The organism is Haemophilus haemolyticus (assembly GCF_003493685.1).
Lineage (GTDB): Bacteria > Pseudomonadota > Gammaproteobacteria > Enterobacterales > Pasteurellaceae > Haemophilus > Haemophilus haemolyticus_O.
On record NZ_QQJW01000007.1, the window covers coordinates 1 to 26,482 of the forward strand.

The window sequence follows — 26,482 nt, forward strand, 5'->3', positions numbered from 1 at the left end:
ACCACCGTAGTGTTTAGATAATACGGTTGTGATTGCTGCTGTTAAAGTTGTTTTACCGTGGTCAACGTGGCCGATTGTACCCACGTTTACGTGCGGTTTTGTACGTTCAAATTTTTCTTTAGACATTTAAAGAGTCCCTCTAAATAGACACGGTTATCGATGGGTAAATAAAACCACATTAACCAATAAAATTGTTTATTCTAAATGAAGGAAAGAGAATTGAAGGATGGTGCTGATAGGCGGATTTGAACCGCCGACCTCACCCTTACCAAGGGTGCGCTCTACCAACTGAGCTATATCAGCGTTTGGAGCGGGCAGCGGGAATCGAACCCGCATCATTAGCTTGGAAGGCTAAGGTAATAGCCATTATACGATGCCCGCAAGTCCTAAATTCGTCTGTCCCATCAGGATTCATCTAAAAGATGGTGGAGGGAGAAGGATTCGAACCTTCGAAGGCTGAGCCAACAGATTTACAGTCTGCCCCCTTTGGCCGCTCGGGAACCCCTCCACGCTAAATGAATACTTGTGTACGAAAGAATGGTGCCGACTATCGGAATCGAACTGATGACCTACTGATTACAAGTCAGTTGCTCTACCTACTGAGCTAAGTCGGCGTGTCGTAAGCAAGTGAGGCGTATTATATGGAAAAAACTTTTCGTGACAAGTTTTTTTTCTAAAAAAAGTATTTTTTTTGCGTGTTCGTTTAAATCACAAGCAAAAATGTGAATTTTTAACCAAATCTTATTAAATTTACTGAAAAATAAATGCGAACATGCCGGTTATAGAGTATATTTTTCTTCGTTTATTTAGCTATCAAATAAAATTATTGTGGAATTTTCAACTCAGCAAACACCTTTTTTAAGCTTTAATCGTGAACAGTGGGCGGAATTACGTAAATCCGTTCCATTAAAATTGACAGAACAGGATCTGAAACCACTTTTAGGTTTTAATGAAGACCTTTCATTAGATGAAGTAAGTACGATTTACCTACCATTAACTCGTCTTATTAACTATTACATTGATGAAAATTTACATCGCCAAACGGTATTACATCGTTTTTTAGGCAGAAATAATGCCAAAACACCTTACATAATTAGTATTGCTGGCAGTGTTGCCGTGGGAAAAAGTACTTCTGCACGTATTCTACAATCTCTACTTTCTCATTGGCCGACTGAAAGAAAAGTTGATCTCATCACAACAGATGGGTTTCTTTATCCATTAGACAAACTTAAACAAGATAATCTTTTACAAAAGAAAGGGTTTCCCGTTTCTTATGACACACCGAAACTCATTCGCTTTTTAGCAGATGTAAAATCAGGTAAAAGCAATGTTACAGCACCAATCTATTCTCATTTAACATACGATATTATTCCCGATGAATTTGATGTGGTAGATAAGCCTGATATTCTCATTTTAGAAGGATTAAATGTTCTTCAAACAGGCAATAACAAAACAAATCAAACCTTTGTGTCTGATTTTGTTGATTTCTCTATTTATGTCGATGCCGAAGAAAAATTGCTGAAAGAATGGTACATCAAACGTTTTTTAAAATTCCGAGAAAGTGCATTTAATGATCCTAATTCTTACTTTAAACATTACGCAAGTTTATCAAAAGAAGAGGCCATTGCGACGGCAAGTAAAATTTGGGATGAAATTAACGGGTTAAATCTCAATCAAAACATTCTTCCAACCCGTGAGCGAGCAAATTTAATTCTAAAAAAAGGTGAAAACCATCAGGTAGAGTTAGTTAAGTTGAGAAAATAGCTCAAAAGTGCGGTAAAAATTCACCGCACTTCTTATATAGCTAATATAAAAAGGAGCATCATTTGATGCTCCTAAAATTTAAATCTAACTTAAGCATGATCTTCCGCTTTTTCAACCGTTCCTTTGACAGTCAAACAAATTTCCGTTGAAATCAAATGAGAGAGCGTTGAAGCCAAACATTCTATTTTTTCAAGATTGCCATTGCCTGATTCATCAAAATAACCTTGCTCTTTCAAATTCGCAATGAACATAGAAAAGACGGCTTTATCAAAGAACTCTGGTGCATTAATACCATGCAACACGGATAAACGCTGTGCAACAAGTTGGCTTTCTTTTTCGAGTTCTGCACGTGAAATATCTGGTTGTTTTTGCAAAATTGTCACTGTGATGTAATAACGTTGCAAGATTTCACGCATTCCCGCAGACCAAAGTTGTAAAATACGTACTTTCGATTTATTGATAGATAAGAAATTATCATTAGAGTTAATCACCTGTTGACGCGCAAATTCATCAATAATTTGGTGAATTTGAGTTTTTAACTCTTCTTCACTAAAGTGCAAGAATAACTCGCCTTTTAAGAACGGATAAATCTTACCAACCGCTTCCACTAATAAATCTTTTTGAATCGCCTCATAATGCAAAATAATGCTTGCAACTAAAGACGGTAAAACAAATAAGTGTTGAATATTATTGCGATAGTAAGTCATCAACACGGCTGATGCGCGTTCCAAACGCACAATTTCCCCAAAGTTATCCTTTTCGACTAACACGCCAACACGATCAAGCGTTAATACATGCTTTAACATCATTTCAGGCGTAGCAGTTGGCAATACAATATCTGCGGAATAAGGCACGTTTTGTAGTAATTGTTGGTAACTTGCCAGTTGTTCTAAAAGTTGCTCACGAGAAAGTGCACGCTGACGAGAAGATAGTAATGCAGTCCCAACTAAATTCATTGCATTCACCGCGGCTGCTTTATTAATGTTCACCATCACTTGTTTTGATACAGAATCAACAGCAGGAGCAAACCATTGTGGTTTTTCTTCGTGATTTTGCTCTCTCCAATCAGGGAAATGTTGGCTCAGGTAGTTTGAAAGCGTAATTGGCTCACCAAAATTCACAAAACCTTGACCAAGATTGCGTAATTTTTTAATTACTCGAATAACCAAACCCGCATTCTCTTTTTCTTTCGCCGCGCCACGCAATTCTTTTGCGTAAGTATCCACCTCTAATACATGCTCATAGCCTACATAAACTGGCACAACAGAAATTGGACGAGTTTGATTATGTTGCAATGCTTGAAGTGTCATCGACATCATGCCCGTTTTTGGCGCAAGTAAACGACCAGTGCGCGAACGACCACCCTCAATAAAATATTCTACCGAATAGCCTCGATGGAATAACTCTGATAAATATTCGCGGAAAATGGCAGAATATAATCTGTTTCCTTTAAAAGTGCGGCGAATAAAGAATGCCCCCCAACTGCGGAACATTCTACCCACAGGCCAGAAATTTAAGTTAATCCCTGCTGCGATATGTGGCGGGACAAGCCCTTGATGATAAAGCACGTAAGAAAGCAATAAATAGTCTATATGACTACGGTGACAAGGCACATAAACAATCTCATGACCTTCAAGTGCTAATTTACGTACGCGATCTGCATTTTGCACATCAATACCAGAATAAAGTTTATTCCAAAGCCAACGTAAAAAACGATCCGCAGCTCGTAAACTTGAATGGCTTACATCTGCAGCGATTTCATCCAAAATCTTATGTGCTTCTTTTTGCGCTTTTTCAATACTGATATTTTTCGATTTTGCTTCATCTTCAATCGCACGTTGAATTGCTTCTGATTGCAATAATTTATTAAACATAGCTTGGCGATTTGGTAAACGCGGACCTGTGGCAGAAATGCGCTGTTTGGCAAAATGCATTTTTGCCACTCGAGCCAGCTTTTGCGCAATTTTTTCATCGGAGCCATGCTCATTCACCATATAACGTAATGAAACGGCTTGAGAAAAACGTACAAAAGTATCACGTCCAAACCAAATAGCTGCAAAAGTTTTTTGCATGCCATTTAACAAACGCAAGTTAGGCAAATCGGATTTATCTTCATGCCCAGGAGAACGACCCCAAAGAACGGAAACTGGAATAAGTTGCACATCTAAACTCTCAGAAGTGCGGTGTAATTCGAGGTATTTATTGAAGATCGTGGTGGTTTCATCTTTCGCACCTTTCGATTTAAAAATGCGGCGTCCCTCATCTAAATACACATAACGAGGCAACTTCACACCAGCAATTTCATTTTTCTCAGCAGGATCAGGCAAACCTAACGCCAAACAATTTCGACGGAAAATAACGAAATCGGTTTGAGAGGTATAAGGCAAAACATAAACAACAGGTTGGTGAATATTGAGGGAAAGCTCTTCTATCGGATTGGCTGGAATTGGATTATTTTTCACTAATACTGACAGAGGCAAGCTCAATAATTGACGATACATATTTACAAAATTTGCCATGATAAATTTTCTCTTTGTTGTAAATTTGAAATATTTTAACACATCCGATCTCAACCGCTTTAAAAAATTTAGTGACAGAATGTGACCTAATACACAGATTTAAAAAATAACTATTGCAACTTCACACAATCTGTATACAATACCAGTTATCTGTATTTAAAAACAGGAGTGTATATGAGACCATTAACAGCACGCCAACAAGAAGTGTTGGATTTATTAAAACGTCATTTAGAAACAACAGGCATGCCACCAACACGAGCTGAAATCTCTCGAGAATTAGGCTTTAAATCACCCAATGCTGCAGAAGAACATTTAAAAGCGCTTTCACGCAAAGGTGCGATTGAAATTATTCCTGGCGCATCTCGCGGTATCCGCATTTTAGACAATAGCGCAAATGAAGAATTTGATGGTTTACCACTCGTAGGGCGCGTAGCGGCTGGAGAACCGATTCTTGCAGAACAACATATCGAAGCAACTTATCGCGTAGATGCAGATATGTTTAAACCACAAGCAGATTTCTTACTCAAAGTGTATGGTCAATCCATGAAAGACATTGGTATCTTAGATGGTGATTTATTAGCTGTACATAGCACCAAGGATGTACGTAATGGACAAATTGTCGTTGCCCGTATTGAAGATGAAGTGACGGTAAAACGCCTTGAGAAAAAAGGTTCTATCATTTATCTACACGCAGAAAATGAAGAATTTGATCCAATCGTGGTAAATCTTGAAGAACAAGAAAACTTTGAGATTGAAGGCATTGCCGTAGGGATCATTCGCAATAATGCTTGGATGTAATCTGAGTAAATTAGCGAATAAAGTGCGGTAAAAATTTCCTGTGTTTTACCGCACTTTTCTTCGTCTAAAATTCTGAATTTGCCATTCTTTTTACCGCTCTCTATAATGCAATCAATCTTGAATTTAAATAAAGGATGGAAAAATGCAGTTTTCCAAAATGCACGGATTAGGCAACGATTTTGTTGTGGTTGATGGGGTTACTCAAAATGTTTTTTTCACGTCAGAAACCATTCAACGCTTAGCGGATCGCCACCGTGGAATTGGTTTTGATCAGCTTTTGCTTGTTGAACCGCCTTATGATCCCGAACTCGACTTTCATTATCGAATTTTCAATGCCGATGGAAGTGAAGTTTCGCAATGCGGAAATGGTGCCCGCTGTTTTGCTCGTTTTGTGACATTAAAAGGGCTAACTAACAAAAAAGACATTGCGGTTAGCACGCAAAAAGGCAATATGGTTCTAACGGTAAAAGACGATAACCAAATTCGTGTGAATATGGGTGAACCGATTTGGGAGCCAGCAAAAATTCCATTTACCGCAAATAAATTCGAGAAAAATTACATTCTGCGGACGGACATTCAAACCGTCTTATGTGGTGCCGTTTCAATGGGAAACCCTCATTGCGTTGCACAAGTAGATGATATTCAAACAGCAAATGTTGAACAACTTGGCCCTTTGCTAGAAAGCCACGAACGTTTTCCTGAGCGTGTCAATGCTGGTTTTATGCAAATCATCAATAAAGAGCATATTAAACTTAGAGTTTATGAACGTGGTGCAGGAGAAACGCAAGCCTGTGGAAGTGGAGCTTGTGCAGCTGTTGCAGTTGGAATTATGCAAGGTTTATTGAACAATCGAGTTCAAGTCGATTTGCTGGGCGGTTCATTAATCATTGAATGGAATGGCGTTGGTCATCCGCTTTATATGACTGGTGAAGCAACCCATGTATATGACGGTTTTATAACCCTTTAATCTTCTTATCCCCATCAAATTCTCAAAGATGGGGATTTTATTTTCAGCTTACGCAAACGTTTTCGTTTTGGTATTTTTCCTTTATAATAGCCCGCGATTTTTACCTCAAACACAACTCAAAGGTACCCGTATGTTTCAAACTTTTCGTGGCTCCCCCGCCCTTTCTGAATTCCGTATTCAAGGCTTAATGCAGTTTATTGCAATATAAAATGTAACGATAACGGCAGGCCGTGGCACTAAAACGGGCATGAAAATCATCATCAACCACTTTCGCCCATCGTACGGCAACATCATCAGGCAAATTGGCGTTGACACCAAAACTCTAGGCTTTTTCAAGACGATTGGCTGTCGTTTCAAAATAGATCACCTGCCCTGTGGTATGTACGCCGGAATCCGTACGGCCTGCACAGAAAATACTGATATCTTCATTGACAACGGTGGAAATAGCCCGTTCCAGTTCAGCCTGTACGCTTGCCACTTTTTCCTGCCGCTGCCAGCCGAAATAATTTTTGCCTTCGTATTCCACGCCCAATGTAATTTTCATGTTTTCCCTTAATTTCATTCAAACAGGCAACATTATAGCAAGGCTTGCGGCTTGAAAAAACGCCCGCGAAAACAACCGCACTTTACCCGCCTGAAACAATTCAGCATTTAAATTGAAATGAAAATAGTTTTCATATAAGATTGCGTGACTTTTGACAACCGACTAAATAAGCCGTGGTGAAACCGTGTTCCAACTTGATCAGATTTCTTTTAGCATTCCGCAGCGTACCTTGCTCTTCCCCACTTCATTAATGTTTGATGCCGGCAAGGTGTACGGTTTGATCGGGCATAACGGTTCCGGTAAATCCACCTTAATCAAATTAATGGCGCGTCAGACCCAACTGTCCGGCGGTTCGATTTTGTTGGACGGCAAAGATATTGCGCACTGGAACCAACGAGAATTTGCCAAACGGGTCGCCTATCTGCCGCAACATCTGCCCGCCGCCACCAATTTAACCGCGCGCGAATTAATCGGCATGGGACGTTATGCGTGGAACGGGCTGTTCGGACGCCAAACGGCGGCGGATAAACAGGCGATCGCCGAAGCGTTGCGCCTGACCCACACGGAAAAATTAGCCGATCAGCTAGTGGATACGCTGTCCGGCGGCGAACGCTCGCGCATTTGGCTCGCCATGCTGTTGGCGCAGCAAAGCCGTTTTCTGCTGTTGGACGAACCGCTCGCCGCGTTGGATATTGCGCACCAAGTGGAAGTTATGCAGTTAGTGCATCAATTAAGTCGCGATTTGGGGCTGGGCGTAGTGATCGTGATTCACGACATCAATCTGGCGGCGCGTTTTTGCGATCATTTGGTGGCGCTGCACAGCGGCAAACTGCTGGCACAGGGCGACGCGCAGCAAATCGTCAACCCGCCGTCGTTGGAGGCGATTTACGGCATTCGGCTGAACGTGATCCCGCACCCACAAACCCAACGTCCGGTGAGTTTTTATTAAAATGCGTAAATTATTAAAAACACTGCTCGGAATGACCGCACTTTTAGCGCACAGCGTGCTATTTGCCGCGTCGCATAACGGCTACGCCACGGTGGATTGGACGGTGGCGGAAACCCTCATTGCATTGGGCGAACCGCCGCTCGCGGTGGGCGATATGCAAAGTTATCAAACTTGGGTCAAGCAACCCGAATTGCCGAAAACTACCGTCGATTTAGGCGTTCGTTTGCAGCCGAATTTAGAACTTATCGCCACTTTGTCACATTCTGCCGATGACCTGAATTTAGTTTTCATTAACAGTAATTTTTATGTGTCACTCAATAATTTACTGCGTCCTTATGCGCAAGTACATAACGTAGATTTTTATCAGGCGGGCGACGCGTGGCAAAACGTGCTGAACGCCACCCGAACTATCGGGCAAATTATCGGCAAACCGCAGGCGGTGCAACAACTGCTGGCGCAATATGAACAAGACGTGCAACGGCTGAAAACAGAATTAAGCGCCTTTACCGATCGCCCGCTCGCCTTGCTGCAATTTATCGATACCCGTCACCTGCGCATTTACGGCGAAAACAGTCTGTTCGGCACGGTGGCGAAACAACTCGGCTTCCGCAACGCCTATCTGCCGGAGGTGAATTACTGGGGTTTTCAGAATATCGAAATCACCGAACTCGCCAAACTGCCGCCGAACACTCGTTTTGTGATCGTCAAACCTTATCCCGCCAACATTGCCAGCGCGCTCACGCATAATACGCTGTGGCAACATTTGCCGATGACCAGAGAAGCGTTGATTCTGCCGGCGGTGTGGTCGTTCGGCGCGATTCCGTCGGCACGGCGTTTCGCCCATGTGTTCGCCGATGGCTTACTGCACGGAGGTGACGCATGGTAAACCGCGCCGCATTATTGATTGTCGTGTTGAGCGTGATTTTCGTCGCGCTCGGCGCATTCTTACTGCACCTGCAACTACCGCCCGACACGGCACTGACCGATTTATTGCGCTCCGGCGATTCGCTGCCGTTATTGTTGGTGCAAAGCTACACTCTGCCGCGCATTAGCATCGCGTTACTCGCCGGCGGCGGGCTGGCGTTCGCCGCGTTATTGTTGCAACAAGTGATGAGCAACCCACTCGCCTCCGACAACACCCTCGGTATCAGCGGCGGTGCGCAGTTCGGGCTGTTTTTAAGCGCTATTTTCGCGCCGCAGTTATTGGAATACGGCAGCGGCTTAATCGCGTTGCTCGGCGCGAGCCTGAGTTTATTGTTGGTGATGAGCTTGTCGCTGCGCAAAACCATGTCGCCGTTATTGTTAATTTTGGCGGGCTTGGTGGTTAATTTATATTTCGGCGCGTTCACCGGCATGATGATGTTATTTTATCCGGAAGAATCGCGCGGCTTGGCGCAATGGGGCGCCGGCTCGTTGGTGCAGGAAAGCTGGCGCGACAGCCAGTGGCTGCTGGCGCAAAGTGTGGTCGGTTTTTGCCTTGTTTTTTCATTTATCCGCCCGCTCACCATTCTGACCTTGAACGACAGCAACGCGCAGAGCCTCGGCGTGCCGGTGGGCAAATTGCGCCTGTTTGCGGTGATCGTCAGCGCGTATTTAATCGCCGCCGTGGTCAGCGCGGTGGGTATGCTCGGTTTCATCGGCTTGGCGGCGGCAACCATTATGCGCCAGCTCGGCGTGCGAACTTTAGCGTGGCAGTTAATTTCGGCATTTTGGGTAGGCGCGTTGTTATTGGCGATCACCGATTTATTGCTACAACTACTTAATTTTTATACGCAACTCAGTTTCCCGACTGGTGCAGTCACCGCCTTATTGGGCACGCCGTTATTGCTGTGGCTGATGTTCCGCGCGTTGCCGCACAGCGGACGGCTAACCGGCGAGGAACGGAAAAAACAACGCCGATTTCGACCGCACTTTACTTGGCTGCTGATTATTCTGTTCGCCGTCAGTTTGTGGCTGGCGCTGAATGTAGGCAAAAGCGCGTTCGATCAGTGGTCGGTGCTGGATTTCAATCACCCATTTGCGCCGGAAATCCTCAATCTGCGCTATCCGCGCATTTTAATCGCGCTGTGCGCCGGCATTTTGCTGTCCGTTGCCGGCGTGTTATTGCAGCGCCTGACCTTAAACCCAATGGCAAGCCCGGAATTATTGGGTGTGTCTTCTGGAGCAAGTATGGGGATTTTGCTGCTATTGTTCGTGTTTTCCGCCCAGCAGCCGCTGTGGTTCTGGCTGGCTGGCATCGGCGGCGCACTGGTCGCCCTGTTGATTTTATCCGCGATTAATCACCACAACGGTATGTTGCCGGAAAAAGTGTTGCTGACCGGTATCAGTTTGTCCGCGCTGTTCGACACATTACAACGGATTGCGATTGCCAGCGGCGATCCGCGCGCCAATCAACTGATCGCGTGGACTTCCGGCTCGACGCAAAACACCACGCCGGAACTTGCCGTGCCGTTTATGGGGTTAAGCCTTGTTCTGCTAGCGGGCAGTTTATTGTTCAGCCGTTGGCTGGAATTGTTGAGCCTGCAAGCGACAATGGCGCAGGCTTTAGGCTTGAACTTAAAACGTGCGCGCCTGCTGCTGATTTTATTCGGCGCCGTGCTGACCGCACTTGCCACGCTGATGATCGGTCCGTTAAGTTTTATCGGGTTGTTAGTGCCACATCTGACTTATTCCTTAGGCGTGCACAAAGCCAAGGCGCAACTGCTGATTTCCGCTTTGTTAGGCGGCACAATTATGTTACTGGCGGATTGGTTCGGGCGGCAAATTTTGTTTCCGTACGAAATTCCGGCGGGCTTGGTCGCCACCCTACTCGGCGGCACTTATTTCTTGTTCATGCTGCGGAAAATTTAATCCGTCGCAGGAATTTTTATGGTAAACCCGTTCTGCGTCAAACGGACAACGCGGCTTCCCGAAAATGTAAATGTAGTTTGACGACTACGCAATTTAACTTTTATTTAGGAGCATTTTTATGCAAAAAACCTTTATGCACACCACGATCGCAAGTGCAGTGCTTTTTGCACTTAATTTCGCTTATGCGCAAGAATCAACCCAAAGCGAACAATTGGAGGCGATCGAAATCAGTGCAGACGCTTCCTATGACGGCTTAAGCAAAGAATTTGCTGGCGGGCAGGTTGCCGCCGGAAGCCGTGTCGGTATTTTAGGCAACAAAGCCAATTTGGAAAATCCGTACTCGACGACCAGCTATACCAATAAATTCATTCAGGACAAACAAGCCCGCAGCGTGGCGGACGTGCTCAAAAACGATCCGACCGTTCGGGTGGCGCGCGGCTTTGGTAATTTTCAGGAAGCCTATTTTATGCGCGGTTTCATTACCAACTCCGATGACATTTTATATAACGGCTTATACGGCTTATTACCGCGCCAATATATCGCCTCCGAAATGTTCGAGCGGGTTGATGTGCAACGCGGCGCGTCGGCATTCTTAAACGGCATGGCGCCGGGCGGCGGCTCTATCGGCGGCACGATTGCCTTAATGCCGAAACGTGCACCGCAAGAAGATTTAAACCGTTTAAACATCGGTTACAGTTCCAGTGAACGCACCAACATCGGCGCGGATATTTCCCGTCGTTTCGGTGATAACAAAGAATTCGGCGTGCGTTTAAATGTGGCGCATACGGAAGGCGAAAGCGAAATTGATCACGACAATGCGCGTAATACCGTGTTCCACCTCGGCTTGGACTGGAAAGGTGAACAAGCCCGCGTATCCGCCGATTTAGGCTATCAAAAAAATAATCTGAGCGGCACACGCCCAAGCGTCACCTTATCCGGTGTCAGCAGCGTACCAGCAGCACCAAAAGCCACCTCAAACTGGGCGCAACGCTGGACTTATTCCGACGAACGCGACATATTCGGTACCGTGCGGGCGGAATATGATTTCCTACCGAACTTAACCGGCTATGCCGCTTACGGTTTCCGCGACGGTAAAGAAGAAAACGTATTAGCCAATCTTACCGTGCAAAATGTAAACGGTGACGGCAAGGAATATCGTTTTGACAATGCGCGTCGCAATATTATTCATACCGGCGAAGTGGGCGTAAAAGGTTCCTTTGCAACCGGTGCGGTAGATCATGAAGTTGTGCTTGCCGCCAATCGTTATCAGGAAAAACGCAAAAATGCCTATGTCATGGACTGGAAGAATACTTTTGCCACCAATTTATATCGTCCGACTTACATTAACGGCATTAGCTATTCCGCCAATGCGCTAAAAGGTAACGATCTTGCTTCGCCGGCATTGACCAACCGCGTTGTCTTAAACAGCGTGGCGCTTGCCGATACGCTATCGTTCTTGGATAAAACTGTACAAGTCACCCTTGGCGCACGTTGGCAACAGCTTTATACGCAAAACTTCGCTTATAATACTGGCGCGTTGAATCAACGTTATAAAGAAGCGCACGTCAGCCCGAGCCTCGGCGTAGTTTACCGTTTCACTCCGGAAATATCCGCGTATGCAAACTACATTGAAAGTTTGGCGCAAGGCGAAACCGCACCGTCAACCGCACGCAACAAAGGCGATATGCTCAGCCCGTACGTTTCCAAACAGAAAGAAATCGGCGTGAAATATGAATCGCAAAGCGGTTTCGGCGCAAGTTTAGCCTTGTTCTCAACGGAAAAACCGCGCGGTTATGTAGATGAAAATCTGATTTTCAGCGAAAAAGGGAAAGATCGTCACAACGGCGCTGAAATCAATGTGTACGGTCAAGTAACCGACAATGTACGCTTGTTAGGCGGCGCCACTTTCTTACACGCTAAACAACGCAACACTGGTTCTGCCGATACGGACGGCAAATACACTATCGGCGTACCGAAATTCCAAGCCAACCTCGGCGCAGAATGGGACGTTCCGGCATTGCAAGGTTTAACCTTAGAATCCCGCCTGACTTACACCGGATCCAGCTACGCCAATGCGCAAAACACGCTTAAAGTGGGCGACTGGACGCGCGTGGATGTTGGCGCACGCTATATCGTGATGTTGGGCAACACGCCGGTAACCTTGCGCGCCCGCATTGACAATTTGGCGAATAAAAAATACTGGGAATCCGTCGGCGGCTATCCGGGTCGAGGCTACCTTGTATCCGGCGCACCGCGCACATTCTCATTCAACGCATCATTTGATTTCTAAGCAAAAGGGTCGGTTAAAACCGACCCTTATTATTTTTATCAAATGAAGGAATGTTGAAAAAAACGTTGGAAAAATGACCGCACTTTTTTCTTAACCCTCCCACCAAATCAACGCCCATTTGCGTTGTCCGTGTTTTATTGGTTCATTGTTTATTTGTTTTTGTTGATAGAATTGAGCCAAACTTTGTTTTTCTTTTTCGGTGAGATTGCCGAGAGAAAACTCCACAGAATTTAATAAATCCTCAAAGGTTTCGCCTTGGAAATGACCAAATTCGGTTTCAATAAAACTCACATTGGCGTGAATGCCTTTTTGGTAAAGACGATTGACTAAATAAATATAAGTCGGAAATCCTACATCATCACGACCAATGGCTTCAAATACACCTTCATCGAAAAAATGGCGTTGTGTCACCGAGGTTAAAAAGACGCGTTTTTTCGCCTTACTTTGCAGCTTTTCAATCATGTCATCCAAATCATCGACAAGCGTCGAGCGAGAGGCGAGTATCACATCCGCTTGAGGTACATCATCCCAGTTATCTGCCCATGACTTATGCAACAGCGTAATATTATTAAGTTGATGCTTTTCTTTATATTGTTGAACCATCTCTAACATGCCTTGGCTGTAATCGAGAGCATACACGGCTTGGCATTGTTGGGCCAAAGGAATAACAAACGTTCCGAGGCCACAGCCGATATCTAATACGGTTTCATCAGGTTGCACATTCATGGCTTTGAGTAACTTTCATTATAACGACTTAGTTTGCCCACTAAATTCTCAGCCATTTTAGGGGCTTTTTTATCCCATTTTGTCGATGGAAGATTATAGTGATTACAGGCTTTTAGATGTTGTTGATAGAGATCGTTGAAATTGATGTCGTTGATGATCATAGTGACGCCTCAAAGTGCGGTTAGTTTTGGGATTGTTTTTGAATTTGCTTGATGATTATATGCTTTCTCTTACCTAAAATCATTTGAAAATGACTGACGCAAACGTTTTCGTTTTGGTGTTTTTCCTTTATAATAGCCCGCGATTTTTACCTCAAACACAGCTCAAAGGTACCCGTATGTTTCAAACTTTTCGTGGCTCCCCCGCCATTTCTGAATTCCGTATTCAAGGCTTAATGCAAAAATTCCAACAAAATCAATTACCGGTGAAATCGGTTTATGCGGAATATTTGCATTTTGTGGAATTAAATCGACCGCTTGTTAGCGAGCAGGAAGCAAAACTAAAAGCATTGTTACATTACGGCCCAACCTTGGCAGAACACGATGCCAAAGGCGAAACTTTTATCGTGATTCCACGCGTTGGCACGATTTCTTCTTGGTCTTCTAAAGCGACCGATATTGCGCATAACTGTGGTTTAAGTGAAGTGGAGCGTATTGAGCGTGGTTTGGCATATTATTTTGAGTTAAGCCAACCGCTTGATGAGAAAACAACAGAAAAATTGACCGCACTTTTACACGACAGAATGATGGAAACTGTGGTGCGCAATCCGCAAGATGCGGAAATTTTATTCCGTCATCAAGATCCGAAACCGTTCAAAACCGTCGATATTTTAAAAGGTGGACGTGAAGCTTTGGTGACTGCTAACGTAGAATTAGGTTTGGCGCTGGCAGAAGATGAAATTGATTATTTGGTAGAAAACTTCACCCAATTAGGGCGCAATCCACACGATATTGAACTTTATATGTTCGCGCAAGCCAACTCTGAGCACTGTCGCCATAAAATCTTTAATGCGGATTGGATTATTGATGGCAAAAAACAGGATAAATCCCTGTTTAAAATGATTAAAAATACCTTTGAGAAAACCCCTGATTTCGTGCTTTCAGCCTATAAAGATAATGCTGCAGTAATGGAAGGCTCAAAAGTTGGCCGTTTCTTTGCGGATCAAGATGGACAATATCGCTATCACAATGAAGATGCACATATCTTAATGAAAGTGGAAACCCACAACCATCCAACCGCAATTTCGCCATTCCCAGGAGCGGCAACAGGTTCGGGCGGTGAGATTCGCGATGAAGGTGCAACCGGTCGTGGTGCCAAACCAAAAGCAGGTTTAACCGGGTTCTCGGTATCAAACCTTATCATTCCAAACTTTGAACAACCTTGGGAAAATCCACTTTCCAAACCAAATCGTATTGCCTCTGCCTTAGATATTATGATTGAAGGCCCATTAGGTGGCGCTGCATTTAACAATGAGTTCGGTCGCCCTGCGTTATTGGGTTATTTCCGTACCTATGAAGAAAAAGTTAATAGCTTCAATGGTGAAGAAGTGCGTGGTTATCACAAGCCGATTATGTTAGCGGGCGGTATCGGTAATATTCGTGGAGAACATGTTCAAAAAGGCGAAATCCCCATTGGTGCGAAATTGATCGTATTAGGCGGTCCAGCCATGAACATCGGCTTAGGCGGTGGCGCCGCTTCTTCCATGGACAGCGGGAAATCAAAAGAAAATTTAGATTTTGCCTCTGTTCAACGTGAAAACCCAGAAATGGAACGCCGCTGCCAAGAAGTGATTGACCGCTGTTGGCAATTAGGCGATGAAAACCCAATTCTCTTTATTCACGATGTGGGCGCGGGCGGTTTATCTAATGCGATGCCTGAATTGGTACACGATGGCGAACGTGGCGGTAAATTTGATTTACGCTCAATTCTTTGCGATGAAAAAGGCATGTCACCATTAGAAATTTGGTGTAACGAATCACAAGAACGTTATGTCTTAGCCGTTGCGCCAGAAAAACTCGAATTATTTACCGCACTTTGTGAACGTGAGCGTGCGCCGTTTGCGGTCATTGGTGAGGCAATGGAAGAGAAACATTTAACCTTACACGATAGTCATTTCGACAATAACCCAATTGATTTGCCAATGAATGTGTTATTAGGCAAAACGCCGAAAATGACGCGCGAGGTTTCGTCAAAAACTGTCGAAAATCGACCGCTTGCAACGGAAAATATTCAATTAAAAGAAGCCTTCCATCGCGTATTACGCTTACCGGTGGTGGCAGAAAAAACTTTCTTAATCACCATTGGTGACCGTTCGGTAACTGGTATGGTGGCGCGCGATCAAATGGTAGGCCCGTGGCAAATTCCCGTGTCTGATGTGGCCGTCACAACAGCATCATTAGACAGCTATCACGGCGAGGCGATGGCAATGGGCGAACGTGCACCAGTGGCATTATTAGACTTTGGTGCTTCTGCACGTTTAGCGGTGGCTGAATCTATTACCAATATTGCGGGCACCAACATTGGCGATATTAAACGTATCAAACTGTCTGCAAACTGGATGTCTGCAGCGGGTCACGGTGGTGAGGATGCTGGCTTATATGAAGCGGTTAAAGCAGTCGGCGAAGAACTTTGCCCAGCGTTAGGCGTTACCATTCCAGTGGGTAAAGACTCTATGTCGATGAAAACCACTTGGGAAGAAAATGGTGAGAAAAAATCAGTAACAGCTCCGCTTTCTTTAGTGATTTCATCTTTTGCGCGCGTGGAAGATGTCCGCAAAACTGTGACACCTCAATTACGCACAGACAAAGGCGCAAGCCGTTTATTGTTGATTGATTTAGGCGAAAGAAAAAATCGCTTAGGCGCGACCGCACTTGCACAAGTGTATAAACAATTAGGTGATAAACCTGCCGATGTGGTAAATGTCGCCACATTGAAAAACTTCTTCGATGCAATGCAAGCATTAGTGGCAGAGCGTAAATTATTGGCTTACCACGACCGTTCAGACGGTGGTTTAATTACTACGCTTGCAGAAATGGCATTTGTGGGTAACTGTGGCGTGGATGTGGATATTTCTGCATTAGGCGACAATGATTTAGCCGTGTTATTCAATGAAGAATTAGGCGCGGTAATCCAAGTGTCAGAATGCGAATTAAGCGCCGTGCGTGAGGTATTAAAAGCCCATGACTTGCTTGGCTTAACTTATGAATTAGGTTCTGTAAGCTCAGAAGATCGTTTTGAAATCACGCGTGGTAGCAAAAAACTGTTAAGCGAAAAACGCTCTGAATTACGCGGTATTTGGGCTGAACTCACTCACCAAATGCAACGCTTACGCGATAACCCAGAATGTGCTGACCAAGAATTTGAAGCGAAAAAAGCAACAGACAACAAAGGTTTATCCGCTCACTTAACTTATGATGTGAATAAAGATATTGCTGCGCCTTACATCAGCAAAGGCGTGAAACCAAAAGTAGCCGTATTGCGTGAACAAGGCGTAAACAGCCACGTTGAAATGGCAGCGGCTTTTGACCGTGCAGGCTTTGCGGCGATTGATGTTCACATGAGTGATTTAATGGCAGGCCGTTACAACTTAAACGACTTCAATGCGATGGTGGCTTGTGGTGGTTTCTCTTATGGTGACGTATTAGGTGCAGGTGGTGGCTGGGCGAAATCTATTTTATTTAACCCACAATTACGCGATCAATTCAGCCAATTCTTCGCCAATGAAAACACCCTTTCATTAGGCGTATGTAACGGCTGTCAATTTATCTCCACTCTGGCAGAAATCATCCCTGGTGCAGAAAATTGGCCACGTTTCGTGCGTAATAAATCAGAACGTTTTGAAGCGCGTGCTGCGATGGTGAAAATCAACGACACCAACTCATTGTGGTTTAAAGGCATGGCAGGTTCACATATGCCGATTGCGGTTTCTCACGGTGAGGGGCGCGTAGAATTCAAAACACCAGAAAACTTGACCGCACTTCAATCCCAAAACTTGATTGTGGCACAGTATATCGACAGCCATTTGAATGTAACAGAAACCTACCCAGCCAACCCGAATGGTTCAGCATTAGGTATTACGGCAATTTCTAACGTGGACGGTCGTATTGCTGCAATGATGCCACACCCAGAACGTGTATTCCGCGCTGTGAGCAACTCATGGTATCCAGAAGATTGGTCTGAAGATGGCGCGTGGATGCGAATTTTTAGAAATGCGAGAGTGAATTTCAAATAATTTGAGATTGCTCACAGAAAATTAATACAAAATAAGAGATACTGGGCGAGTAAGTATCTCTTTTTTATACTGAGCAATTCTTGGATATTTTGTCCGTAATATCAATTGAACTATATGAGGAGTTCTAAATGAGTGCATTAGTTACATTACTAGCTAATATTGTTGCGCCATTGCAACGTCAATTTATTAACTTTATCCGCATTACGATTTGTGTGGTGATGGTTTAGATTGGCGGCTTAAAAGTTTGCCAATATGAAGCGGATGGTATCGCGCATTTTGTGTCAAATAGCCCTTTCTTAAGCTTCCTTTATAAAAATGGAGCGAATATGGTAGAAAATGATAAGGGTGTTTTTGTAAAAGAATATACCTTATATAAAAACCCTGAAGGCAAAATGGTCGCAAAAAATATCGAATGGCATAAAGCTAATGGCACCTATACAGCTTCTTATATTATTGGCACGATGATCGTGACCATTGGTATTTTTAGTATTAGCGGGGATTTGGTCACCAACACTCGGGCTATTTGGAGGCTTGCTATGTAAATGGCAAATTTTTTTGTTATTAAGATATAAAAGTTGAACAATAACGAAAGGATTAATAGTATTCATGTTAATGATGACACAATGATAAGAGCATTTATTCCGTGTAATAAGGGAGAATGATATCTAGTGGATTGGTCTTAAAATTATACAGGGATGTGGCTTTTCAGAAGCGTGGTTAGGGTGATAATGACCTAATAGTATAGTTATTATTTATGGAGTAAAAATCATAATGCCAGTTAGATTTCAAAATTTGCCAAAGTTACTGAATGATATGAATCGTTTAGGGTGGATTATTGATTCTTTTCCTTTTGAATATAATGGTAAGCAAACTATAGTAATTCTTACTCTTTATACTCCAAACGAAAGAAGACCTAGTGAATACGCTCAAGTAAAATTAGAATTTATTAGTCAAGATGATGCAAATCATAGTATAAAAGCATATGCAGATTTTTATGAAGTTCACTTCAATTCAGCAACAGAGTTTTTTGATTTCTTTGATATAAATCGACTTGATGGAAATAGATTTCGAGAAACATTTATAAATTTTTCTGAATGTTTTGCTGGGGTTATACCTATGCAAAAAGTGATTAATAAACCACTATTAGAGCGGGGGCTTATAGGACGAAGAGCGGAAGGAAATAACCCTAATGCTATCTATTGCTTTGATGTTAGAAGAAATGGGATAAGATCGGATGGTACTCCCAATTCTCGGAGCATAGAAAATAGTAATAAAGCTGAAATGTTAAGACCTGAGTTATATCAAAGGTATAGACATGATCCAAATTTAAGTTTTTTCTTTAGTGATAATCCTAATGAGGAAAGAACAGATGAGGAAATTATTAATCTTGTTGCTATAAGATAATGTACTTTGACCATAATATTACTAATACGTTTAATAAGTTAATTCATAAAATAGAAACATCTACAACTTCTGAAACAGAAAAACAAGAGGCAAAATCTTTACTTAACCAGTTTTTATCTCATCCACTAGCTGTGTCTATAATAGGATCTACTCTTGGAGCTGCTATTGACTTAATATGATCTATATTATTTTTGTTTTTTCAAAAACTCAACGCCTGTGTCTGGGAAGTCGGTGAATACACCTGTTACACCAGATTTATTCAATAACGCATCGTACATTTGATTTACGTCAGTGAAGAGTTCAGGTAATGCCTCTTCACGCACAAGTGTATGGGTGTAATTCCGCTTTATTTTTCCAAATGACTTTGACCAACTTTACAATCTTGCATTAGAATACAAACCTTTGATTTTTGCTGTAAGGAATAAAAAATGGAAGAATCTCCAGAATTAGAAAAATTGCCACGAATTATTACTGGTGTATTGAAAATCGTGCTTTGCACGGCATTGATTGCGTTGGCGATTGTACTCATCATTGCCCTTGGGAAAATCACTTATACTTTAGCGATGATGGTGCTTAATACTTCGACTGTCGTGCCTTATGATGTAGCTGAACAAGCAGTGATGTTTTTCTTATATTTCGGGTTTATTGGTTTGATTGTGCAGTATTTTAAAAGCGGCTATCACTTCCCTTTGCGCTATTTTATTTATGCAGGGATCACCGCGATGTTGCGTTTAATCATTGTTAATCATGAAAGCTCGGTGGATACCATCTTATTTGCAGGCGCAATTTTGATTATGGTGATCGCACTCTGTTTGGTGCTATATTCTAATAAACTCAAAAATCTATAGTTTTAGATTCCAAACAACAAAAACGCACTTCAATTGAAGTGCGTTTTGTCTTTTAAGTTGAGTTACTCAGATTTGCTTTCTAAAAGTGCGGTTGAATTTTCTTCTGTTTTTTCTTCCGCACTTTCTGGAACGACATCTTGAATTGCCATCACTGATTTCAAACTCTTTTGGCGAACTTGCTCAGCTAATGCTTTATCACCCGCTTGTTCAAATACATAAGATGCCATCATCAAATCATTTGGCTCTAACTGTTCAGGACAAGCCATCACGTTTTTGAATACGTCTGCTGCTTTAGAAAATTCATTGTTACGAACATATAAATAACCCAAGGCACGATTGATACAGCATTTTTGTTTCTCATCTGCACGTTTTGCACGTTTTTCGATTAGCTTGAGAAGTTTACTATTATCTTCTGGTTGTAAACGTGTAATTTGAGTACAAAGTTCTTTGCTAATGCTGGTGTTATCGCCAATTTTCTTCAATACTTCGACAGTAAATTCTGATGCAGATTCATGATCATTACAATCAATTAAACGCTGAATTAAACCAACTTTGAGATCAATATTATTGCGACGACTACGAGACTGAGCATCCCACCACTCAAGCAAACCATCTACGCCTTCTTCATTCATTTTCTCATCAAGCAAACCATTTTCTGTTTGAGAACGAAGGTCTTTGAACTCTTCAGTACTGAATAAACCACTATTTTCAACCCCATCTAGAATCTTATCGAGAGCTTGATAAGCTTTAGAACGAAGATAAATTTCTACCGCCAGTCTTAACACTTCTTTATTGCGGCCAGCCATTTCTAGCAAGCTATCCACTGAGCTGCGCGCTGCGGGCAATTTGTTTTGTTGCAATAAAATACGCGTACGGGCAATTTCCACCAGCAAATTATCTGAGCCAGCTAATTCAGTGGCTTCAATCAAATAGCGATTTGCACTAAATTCATCACCACGTTGTTGTGCTGCTTCAGCTGCTTTAATGAGGTTTAACACAGGCTCAGCAGAATGTTTGGCATTCTTACCAATCAATTTTTCTGCTTTGGCGTAATCCCCTTCATTCATCTTCATCAAACCTTCAAGGGTTTGTTTCTGCGCTCTTACACGTTTACGGCTAGAAAACCAATTATAAGAACCGCGACTTAAACGTAAAAAACGCGTTACAATCCATTCCAAACCATAAATAATCGCTAAAGCAATCACGAAGAAAATTACTAATGTCGTAATCGACATTTCAACGATATTATTTGTTGTTTCAATACGAACATAGCCTTGCTGACCAGAAAGATAAGGCCCTGCAATCAACCCAGCAAGCAATGCTAGCATTAAAAAAAGCACTCTAAACATAGGCTATCCTTATTTTTGTGGCTCAGCTTTTGCCGGTTGAGATTCTTGTTTTTCTGGTGCAGATGCTTCTGTTACCACACCTTCAGCTTTAGGCATAGTTTCAATGGCTTTATCCGCTTCAATTTCTACCTTTTGAACATCTAACGGCGCACGATTGAGATATTTATCAAGCAAGGTCAAACTTTTTAATTGCTCTGGCACATCGACATAAATAGAAGAATCAGCCAGCTCATCTACTGATTTTAAGAAATTTTGCGTCACTTCTGCATTCGTATCAAAATAGCTACGAACCCAAGAAGCAACCGCATCTAAAGATTGTTTATAAAGTTCATCTTGCTGGCGTGGCACGGCCATAATAGCAAGTTGTAAACGTAAGCGAATGTTCTCACGAAGATAAATATCTTGGTTTGGTGCAAGCAATTCTTTTTTATCCGCACTTTGTTTTGGCGAAATACGAATGAAGTGATTTAGGAAAGAAGTTGCACTCTTTTCTACATTTTGCTGCCAATCTGCAATATTATCAGATAATTTACCGCTCTTTTCTGGCGCTTCATCAAAATTTACATTCAATGCTTGTAACTCATCCACAGTATTGGCAAGCTGCGAAAGTTTTTGCATTACTGCATTTTGGTCTACGCTTGAAAGTGAAAGAAGTTGTTTTAAATCTTGATTGATTGCAGTACGAATCGCATTCGCTTGTGAATTGTTTACCTTAACGAGTGTTTCATCAGCCAATTTTAATAAAGAAATAGCTGTATCAACATCGTTATCTAAAACAAGTTTACGCAAGGCGTTATTTAACAAGAAATCTGCTTCGGAAAATAACCAGTCACTCGGTTGTTGTGCACCAGCCAGTTGACTAACTTGTTTTACTTGGGCTTGTAGTGCAGCAATTTCGCCTGTTTTGCCTGCAACTAATTGCTCAAGTTGCTCGACTTTATCTTGTGCGGTTTTTAAGCCTTGTTCTAATTGTGTAACCTGTCCACTATTATCAGACACAGGGGCAGAAACAGCTACACCACTTTGGCTTTCAAGTGCGGTTAATTTTTGCTGAATTTCAGCTACTTGTTGCTGACCAAAATAATAACCAGCCCCACCAACACCTAGCGCAATGAGAATCGCCAATAAACTCAATGCTGTGCCCGTTTTTTTCACAATAGTTTGTGGAACTGGCTGCATCGTTTCTGTTTTTTCAACCACTTTTGGCGTATCACCAACTTGTTCAGTGATGTCGTTATCTTGATCTTTTGCCATATCAATTCCTTAATAAGTCAGATTGAATAAGTTAATGTACTCGCTTTAATAAGAAAAATACCGAGCAGTCGCTAATGGTAAAAATATAGATTCTCATATCAGCGAAATTAAGCCATTTACGCAATAAATTTGTTGGTTATCCTATCACTCTTAGGTTAAAAAGTCATTTTGATTGTTGATATAAGAAACACCTCAGATATGAGAAATTGCATTAAAAATAAGATTTTTAGTCATTTATTTTGCTTTCTAATCATTTAAAGTCTCGGATTCTTCACAAACTGTGATTTTCATCACATTTTTTTGCATTTATACTCCCTAAGTGTTAAATTGTTCGCCAATTTTTGTTGTTCTGGTAGGGACACCGCGTGGAATGTAATCTAGTACAAGCAAAACAATGGGTTAGTGCCTTGGATCAACGCCGTTTTGAGCGTGCATTACAAGGTTCCGGCGATGCATTCCAACACGTTTTAGCGGTTGTTCCTTTACTTTTACACCTAAACCATCCGAAACTTCCTGGCTATGTTATTCACGCCCCCTCTGGCATTGCAAGTTTCCTCGCATCTGATTATCAAAAAAAATGGCTCACTAATGAATACGGTATTCATTATGCCGATCATAAGCCTTCAACACTCAAAAGTGCGGTAAATTTTCACGAAGTTTTGCCACCAATTCTAGGCGTTTATGTAATGGGTAGCTTTGGCTCAATAAGCCAAACGTCCTCTTCAGATCTTGATACTTGGATTTGTGTCCGTGATGGCTTGAGTCCAGATGAATATGCACTTCTTACTCAAAAAGCCAAGCGGATTAGTGAATGGGCAATGCAATTTAATGTGGAAATTAATTTTTATTTGATGGATCAACAACGTTTCCGCAATGAACATTATGCTGACCCACTCACTGTTGAAAATAGCGGCTCTGCGCAATATATGTTATTGCTTGATGAATTCTATCGCTCCGCTGTACGCTTAGCAGGCAAACCTCTACTTTGGTTGCATTTATGGGTAGAAAATGAAAAAGACTATGAAAAAGAGGTGGCGCGTTTAATTACTGAAGGTGAAATTGATCCAAATGATTGGGTGGATTTTGGCGGTTTAGGACAATTTTCTGCAAACGAATATTTCGGTGCCAGTTTATGGCATCTTTATAAAGGGATTGATTCGCCCTATAAATCTGTACTCAAAATTTTATTGTTGGAAGCCTATTCCAAGGAATACCCAAACACTTGCTTAATTGCCCGCACTTTTAAGCGAGATTTACTTGCAGGCAACACCAATCCAGATCACCATTTTGATCCTTACATTGCCATTCTTGCAAAAGTAACCCGATATTTAACCGCACTTTCTGAATTTAAACGTTTGGATTTTGTGCGCCGTTGTTTCTATGTGAAAGCAACGGAAGATTTTGCGCGTTACCAAACCAATAATTGGCGTATTCGTTATATGGAAATCCTTGCGCAAGAATGGGGATGGTCTGCAGAAACGGTAAAACATCTCAATAAGCGTCCATTTTGGAAAATTAAGGCAGTAAAAGAAAACCACGATAACATAATGAAATTTTTAATGTTGAGTTATCGTAATTTAGTGGAATTTGCGCGAAAGCATCATATTCACTCGAGCGTCGTGCCACAAGATATCAACATTCTTTCTCGCAAACTTTATACTGCTTTTGAAGAACTTCCCAGCAAAGTGTCCTTACTCAACACACAGATATCTCACAATTTATCAGAAGCACACCTGACTTTTGTGGAAGTTCGCGGCAATAAACATTTTAAAGATGGTTGGTACCTTATCAATCAACCAACGCATCATATTATGTTCTCCAAAGAACGAGTCATTGAATACGGGGAAAGCCTAAACAAATTAGTCTCTTGGGCATATTTTAATCATCTGCTCACGGAAAAAACGGGGCTTGATATTTTTAGCAAGAATGTGACTTTAAGCACATTGCAACGCTTTGTCACTAACTTGCGTCAGTCTTTTCCAAGCACAATCGCCAAACAACCCAAAAACAGTGATTTATTGAATCAATGTGAAATTCGTAGCTTGTTTATTGCCATAAATCTCACCACAGACCCAACATCCAAAATAGAAGAAATATTAACCAGCATTTCATCACGAGATTTATTTAGTTTTGGATCGCTCGAACAAAGCCTTGTGGGCAGTATTGATTTTACTTATCGCAATGTGTGGAACGAAATCCGAACGCTCCATTTTGAAGGGCAAAATGCCATTTTACTTGCACTAAAAGTGCTTTCTAACAAAATTTATCGTGGCGTTAATCGCCCAGATTCCATCCAAGTCTATTGTTATAGTGAACGTTATCGTCAAGATTTACGCCAATTAGTGATGGGATTGGTCAATCGATGCGTTAGCATCCAAGTCGGCGATATTCAACAACCTTGCCAAACGTCACGTTTACGCGTAGCAGGTAAAAACTGGCAATTATTTTTTGAAGATCGTGGAATTAGCTTACAAGAAATCGGAAATGAATCAGTCTGTAATGAAGCTGAAAGTGCGGCAGATTTTGACGAAGTTTTACAAACGCCAATTGAAGATGACGAGACAAACCAAGAAAGTCGTCGCTATCCACCAGAAATGGATGCCTTTGCAAGTGAAGGATTCCTACAATTCTTTTTTGAAGATAATTCCGATCACAGCTTCAATGTTTACATTTTAGATGAATCTAATCATCTCGAAATCTATCGCCGCTGCGATGGTGAAAAAGATGAAAAAGTGCGGGAGATTAATCAGCTTTATCAAAATGCTAAACTGGAAGGCGATAAAAATCCTTACAATATCGTTCAACGTAATTTTAACTACCCTCAATTTTATCAACTAAAAAATGGAAAAAATGGCGTATCCATTGTGCCGTTTAAATTCCGCCCAATGAATAAGTAATATTTTCCTGTGGTTGATAGGTCACCGAAAGATATCTATACTTATTTCCTCTTTCACTAGATAAATTGTGGATATGACAACTTCGCAAACACCAATCACTGTGCTAGGTGCAGGATCTTATGGAACTGCGCTGGCAATTACCTTTTCTCGCAATGGTTCTCCCACTTATTTATGGGGGCACAATCCCGCCCATATCGCACAAATGCAGAGAGAACGACAAAATTATCGTTTTTTACCAGATGTCATCTTTCCTGAGGAACTTCATTTAGAAAGCAATCTTGCGCAAGCAATGGAATATTCTCAAGATATTTTAATCGTGGTGCCAAGCCATGCTTTCGGTGAAATTCTTATAAAAATCAAACCGCACTTAAAAGCCCATCACCGACTAATTTGGGCAACAAAAGGTCTGGAACGTAACACAGGGCGTTTACTACAAACCGTAGTTACAGAACAACTCGGAACACAATATCCACTAGCTGTACTTTCGGGTCCAACTTTTGCAAAAGAATTAGCACAAGGTTTACCAACAGCTATTACGCTCGCTTCTAATAACGAGCAATTCGCGCAGGAATTTCAGTCTCGTATTCATTGTAGTAAACATTTTCGAGTCTATATAAATTCGGATATGATTGGCGTTCAACTAGGTGGTGCAATTAAAAATGTGATCGCAATTGGCGCGGGTATTTCAGACGGTATGGGATTTGGCGCAAATGCTCGCACAGCACTGATTACGCGTGGCATTGCGGAAATCAGCCGATTAGGTACCTCGCTCGGTGCAAATTCCAACACGTTTATGGGAATGTCTGGATTAGGCGATTTAGTGCTAACTTGCACCGATAATCAATCGCGCAATCGACGTTTTGGATTAATGCTAGGTGAAGGATTAGATGCCCAAATGGCTATGGAAAATATCGGGCAAGTCGTAGAAGGTTTTTATAATACAAAAGAAGCCTATTTGCTTGCACAAAGACAAGGTGTGGAAATGCCGATTACAGAACAAATTTATCAAATGCTGTTTTGTGGCAAAAGCGCACAAGATGTAGCAATCAGCCTTTTGGGGCGAAAATGTAAAGGCGAATGAAAGGAGAAATT

16 protein-coding genes, 4 tRNA genes and 4 pseudogenes are annotated in these 26,482 nt (G+C 42.2%); 13 read left to right on the top strand and 11 right to left on the bottom strand.

From position 1 onward, the window contains the following. From DV434_RS06715 to DV434_RS06735, 5 genes are all read right to left on the bottom strand, one after another. A partial coding sequence (locus DV434_RS06715) for a GTP-binding protein (RefSeq protein ID WP_239992769.1) occupies positions 1 to 126 on the bottom strand: 126 nt, incomplete at its 3' end. 101 nt (positions 127 to 227) lie between these two features. Further along, positions 228 to 303: transfer RNA gene (locus tag DV434_RS06720), tRNA-Thr, on the bottom strand. A gap of 3 nt (positions 304 to 306) precedes the next feature. Beyond that, positions 307 to 381, bottom strand: a tRNA-Gly gene (locus DV434_RS06725). A gap of 42 nt (positions 382 to 423) precedes the next feature. Continuing rightward, positions 424 to 508: transfer RNA gene (locus DV434_RS06730), tRNA-Tyr, on the bottom strand. 30 nt (positions 509 to 538) lie between these two features. Then, positions 539 to 614 (bottom strand) — tRNA-Thr (locus DV434_RS06735). 214 nt (positions 615 to 828) lie between these two features. On the opposite strand from DV434_RS06735, the gene coaA reads away from it, so the two are divergent. Then, the gene (gene coaA, locus DV434_RS06740) at positions 829 to 1,764 is read left to right on the top strand and encodes a type I pantothenate kinase (RefSeq protein ID WP_005639082.1); all 936 of its coding nucleotides are present in this window, start codon (positions 829 to 831) and stop codon (positions 1,762 to 1,764) included. A gap of 89 nt (positions 1,765 to 1,853) precedes the next feature. Here the strand turns inward: coaA and plsB are convergent, their stop codons facing one another. Then, complete coding sequence (gene plsB, locus DV434_RS06745) at positions 1,854 to 4,283, bottom strand: glycerol-3-phosphate 1-O-acyltransferase PlsB (protein WP_118785553.1); 2,430 nt, start codon at positions 4,281 to 4,283, stop codon at positions 1,854 to 1,856. A 174-nt stretch (positions 4,284 to 4,457) separates the two neighbouring features. On the opposite strand from plsB, the gene lexA reads away from it, so the two are divergent. Then, on the top strand, positions 4,458 to 5,081 hold the full coding sequence (gene lexA / locus DV434_RS06750; RefSeq protein ID WP_005632942.1) for a transcriptional repressor LexA: 624 nt from the start codon (positions 4,458 to 4,460) through the stop codon (positions 5,079 to 5,081). Between the two features lie 142 nt (positions 5,082 to 5,223). Beyond that, positions 5,224 to 6,048 carry a diaminopimelate epimerase gene (gene dapF, locus DV434_RS06755; RefSeq protein WP_118785554.1) on the top strand — a complete coding sequence of 275 codons (825 nt, stop codon included), beginning with the start codon at positions 5,224 to 5,226 and terminating at the stop codon, positions 6,046 to 6,048. Positions 6,049 to 6,238: 190 nt separating this feature from the next. On the opposite strand, the pseudogene DV434_RS06760 reads toward dapF, so the two are convergent. Continuing rightward, positions 6,239 to 6,592: pseudogene (locus tag DV434_RS06760) on the bottom strand (tRNA pseudouridine synthase A); the annotation flags it as partial. A 250-nt stretch (positions 6,593 to 6,842) separates the two neighbouring features. Here DV434_RS06760 and DV434_RS06765 point away from each other — a divergent pair. The 4 genes from DV434_RS06765 to DV434_RS06780 all read left to right on the top strand — a co-directional run bounded on the left by DV434_RS06765 (position 6,843) and on the right by DV434_RS06780 (position 12,681). Further along, positions 6,843 to 7,541, top strand: coding sequence for an ABC transporter ATP-binding protein (locus tag DV434_RS06765; protein ID WP_421800594.1), 699 nt, complete (start codon positions 6,843 to 6,845; stop codon positions 7,539 to 7,541). A gap of 1 nt (position 7,542) precedes the next feature. Next, positions 7,543 to 8,427, top strand: coding sequence for an iron-siderophore ABC transporter substrate-binding protein (locus tag DV434_RS06770; protein WP_118785556.1), 885 nt, complete (start codon positions 7,543 to 7,545; stop codon positions 8,425 to 8,427). Further along, a complete protein-coding gene (gene fhuB / locus DV434_RS06775) occupies positions 8,421 to 10,391 on the top strand; it encodes a Fe(3+)-hydroxamate ABC transporter permease FhuB (RefSeq protein ID WP_118785557.1) in 1,971 nt (656 codons plus the stop codon). The genes DV434_RS06770 and fhuB overlap by 7 nt, the downstream gene beginning before the upstream one ends. A gap of 118 nt (positions 10,392 to 10,509) precedes the next feature. Then, positions 10,510 to 12,681 (top strand): TonB-dependent receptor, encoded by a 2,172-nt coding sequence (locus tag DV434_RS06780; protein ID WP_118785558.1) that lies wholly within the window; start codon positions 10,510 to 10,512, stop codon positions 12,679 to 12,681. A gap of 90 nt (positions 12,682 to 12,771) precedes the next feature. Here DV434_RS06780 and DV434_RS06785 read toward each other — a convergent pair. Next, positions 12,772 to 13,568, bottom strand: a pseudogene (locus tag DV434_RS06785) (SAM-dependent methyltransferase). Positions 13,569 to 13,744: 176 nt separating this feature from the next. Between DV434_RS06785 and purL the strand changes: the two are divergent. The 3 genes and pseudogenes from purL (at position 13,745) to DV434_RS06800 (ending at position 19,042) form a co-directional block, all read left to right on the top strand. Beyond that, positions 13,745 to 17,638, top strand: a complete 3,894-nt coding sequence (purL, locus tag DV434_RS06790; RefSeq protein WP_118811557.1) for a phosphoribosylformylglycinamidine synthase — start codon at positions 13,745 to 13,747, stop codon at positions 17,636 to 17,638. A 128-nt stretch (positions 17,639 to 17,766) separates the two neighbouring features. Beyond that, positions 17,767 to 18,175: pseudogene (locus DV434_RS06795) on the top strand (DUF417 family protein); the annotation flags it as partial. A gap of 234 nt (positions 18,176 to 18,409) precedes the next feature. Beyond that, entirely contained in the window at positions 18,410 to 19,042 is a 633-nt protein-coding gene (locus DV434_RS06800) for a DUF6037 family protein (protein ID WP_118776231.1), read from the top strand. A 185-nt stretch (positions 19,043 to 19,227) separates the two neighbouring features. On the opposite strand, the pseudogene DV434_RS06810 reads toward DV434_RS06800, so the two are convergent. Beyond that, positions 19,228 to 19,390: pseudogene (locus DV434_RS06810) on the bottom strand (glycerophosphodiester phosphodiesterase family protein); the annotation flags it as partial. 80 nt (positions 19,391 to 19,470) lie between these two features. On the opposite strand from DV434_RS06810, the gene psiE reads away from it, so the two are divergent. Next, entirely contained in the window at positions 19,471 to 19,890 is a 420-nt protein-coding gene (psiE, locus tag DV434_RS06815) for a phosphate-starvation-inducible protein PsiE (protein ID WP_065249811.1), read from the top strand. Between the two features lie 62 nt (positions 19,891 to 19,952). Here the strand turns inward: psiE and DV434_RS06820 are convergent, their stop codons facing one another. Next, positions 19,953 to 21,239: a heme biosynthesis protein HemY gene (locus DV434_RS06820; RefSeq protein ID WP_118785560.1), complete on the bottom strand. Its 1,287-nt coding sequence runs from the start codon at positions 21,237 to 21,239 to the stop codon at positions 19,953 to 19,955. A gap of 9 nt (positions 21,240 to 21,248) precedes the next feature. Continuing rightward, the gene (locus DV434_RS06825) at positions 21,249 to 22,493 is read right to left on the bottom strand and encodes a uroporphyrinogen-III C-methyltransferase (RefSeq protein WP_118785561.1); all 1,245 of its coding nucleotides are present in this window, start codon (positions 22,491 to 22,493) and stop codon (positions 21,249 to 21,251) included. A 365-nt stretch (positions 22,494 to 22,858) separates the two neighbouring features. Here DV434_RS06825 and DV434_RS06830 point away from each other — a divergent pair, with 365 nt between their 5' ends. Both DV434_RS06830 and gpsA read left to right on the top strand, forming a co-directional pair. Further along, positions 22,859 to 25,390 carry a class I adenylate cyclase gene (locus tag DV434_RS06830; protein ID WP_118785562.1) on the top strand — a complete coding sequence of 844 codons (2,532 nt, stop codon included), beginning with the start codon at positions 22,859 to 22,861 and terminating at the stop codon, positions 25,388 to 25,390. 73 nt (positions 25,391 to 25,463) lie between these two features. Beyond that, positions 25,464 to 26,471, top strand: a complete 1,008-nt coding sequence (gene gpsA / locus DV434_RS06835) for an NAD(P)H-dependent glycerol-3-phosphate dehydrogenase (RefSeq protein ID WP_118785563.1) — start codon at positions 25,464 to 25,466, stop codon at positions 26,469 to 26,471. Positions 26,472 to 26,482: the final 11 nt, after the last annotated feature.

Coding starts and splice junctions, on each gene's coding strand:
- plsB (WP_118785553.1), bottom strand. CDS start 4,283: ATGGCAAATTTTGTAAATATGTATCGTCAATTATTGAGCTTGCCTCTG.
- lexA (WP_005632942.1), top strand. CDS start 4,458: ATGAGACCATTAACAGCACGCCAACAAGAAGTGTTGGATTTATTAAAA.
- dapF (WP_118785554.1), top strand. CDS start 5,224: ATGCAGTTTTCCAAAATGCACGGATTAGGCAACGATTTTGTTGTGGTT.
- DV434_RS06765 (WP_421800594.1), top strand. CDS start 6,843: ATGTTTGATGCCGGCAAGGTGTACGGTTTGATCGGGCATAACGGTTCC.
- DV434_RS06770 (WP_118785556.1), top strand. CDS start 7,543: ATGCGTAAATTATTAAAAACACTGCTCGGAATGACCGCACTTTTAGCG.
- fhuB (WP_118785557.1), top strand. CDS start 8,421: ATGGTAAACCGCGCCGCATTATTGATTGTCGTGTTGAGCGTGATTTTC.
- DV434_RS06780 (WP_118785558.1), top strand. CDS start 10,510: ATGCAAAAAACCTTTATGCACACCACGATCGCAAGTGCAGTGCTTTTT.
- purL (WP_118811557.1), top strand. CDS start 13,745: ATGTTTCAAACTTTTCGTGGCTCCCCCGCCATTTCTGAATTCCGTATT.
- DV434_RS06800 (WP_118776231.1), top strand. CDS start 18,410: ATGCCAGTTAGATTTCAAAATTTGCCAAAGTTACTGAATGATATGAAT.
- psiE (WP_065249811.1), top strand. CDS start 19,471: ATGGAAGAATCTCCAGAATTAGAAAAATTGCCACGAATTATTACTGGT.
- DV434_RS06820 (WP_118785560.1), bottom strand. CDS start 21,239: ATGTTTAGAGTGCTTTTTTTAATGCTAGCATTGCTTGCTGGGTTGATT.
- DV434_RS06825 (WP_118785561.1), bottom strand. CDS start 22,493: ATGGCAAAAGATCAAGATAACGACATCACTGAACAAGTTGGTGATACG.
- gpsA (WP_118785563.1), top strand. CDS start 25,464: ATGACAACTTCGCAAACACCAATCACTGTGCTAGGTGCAGGATCTTAT.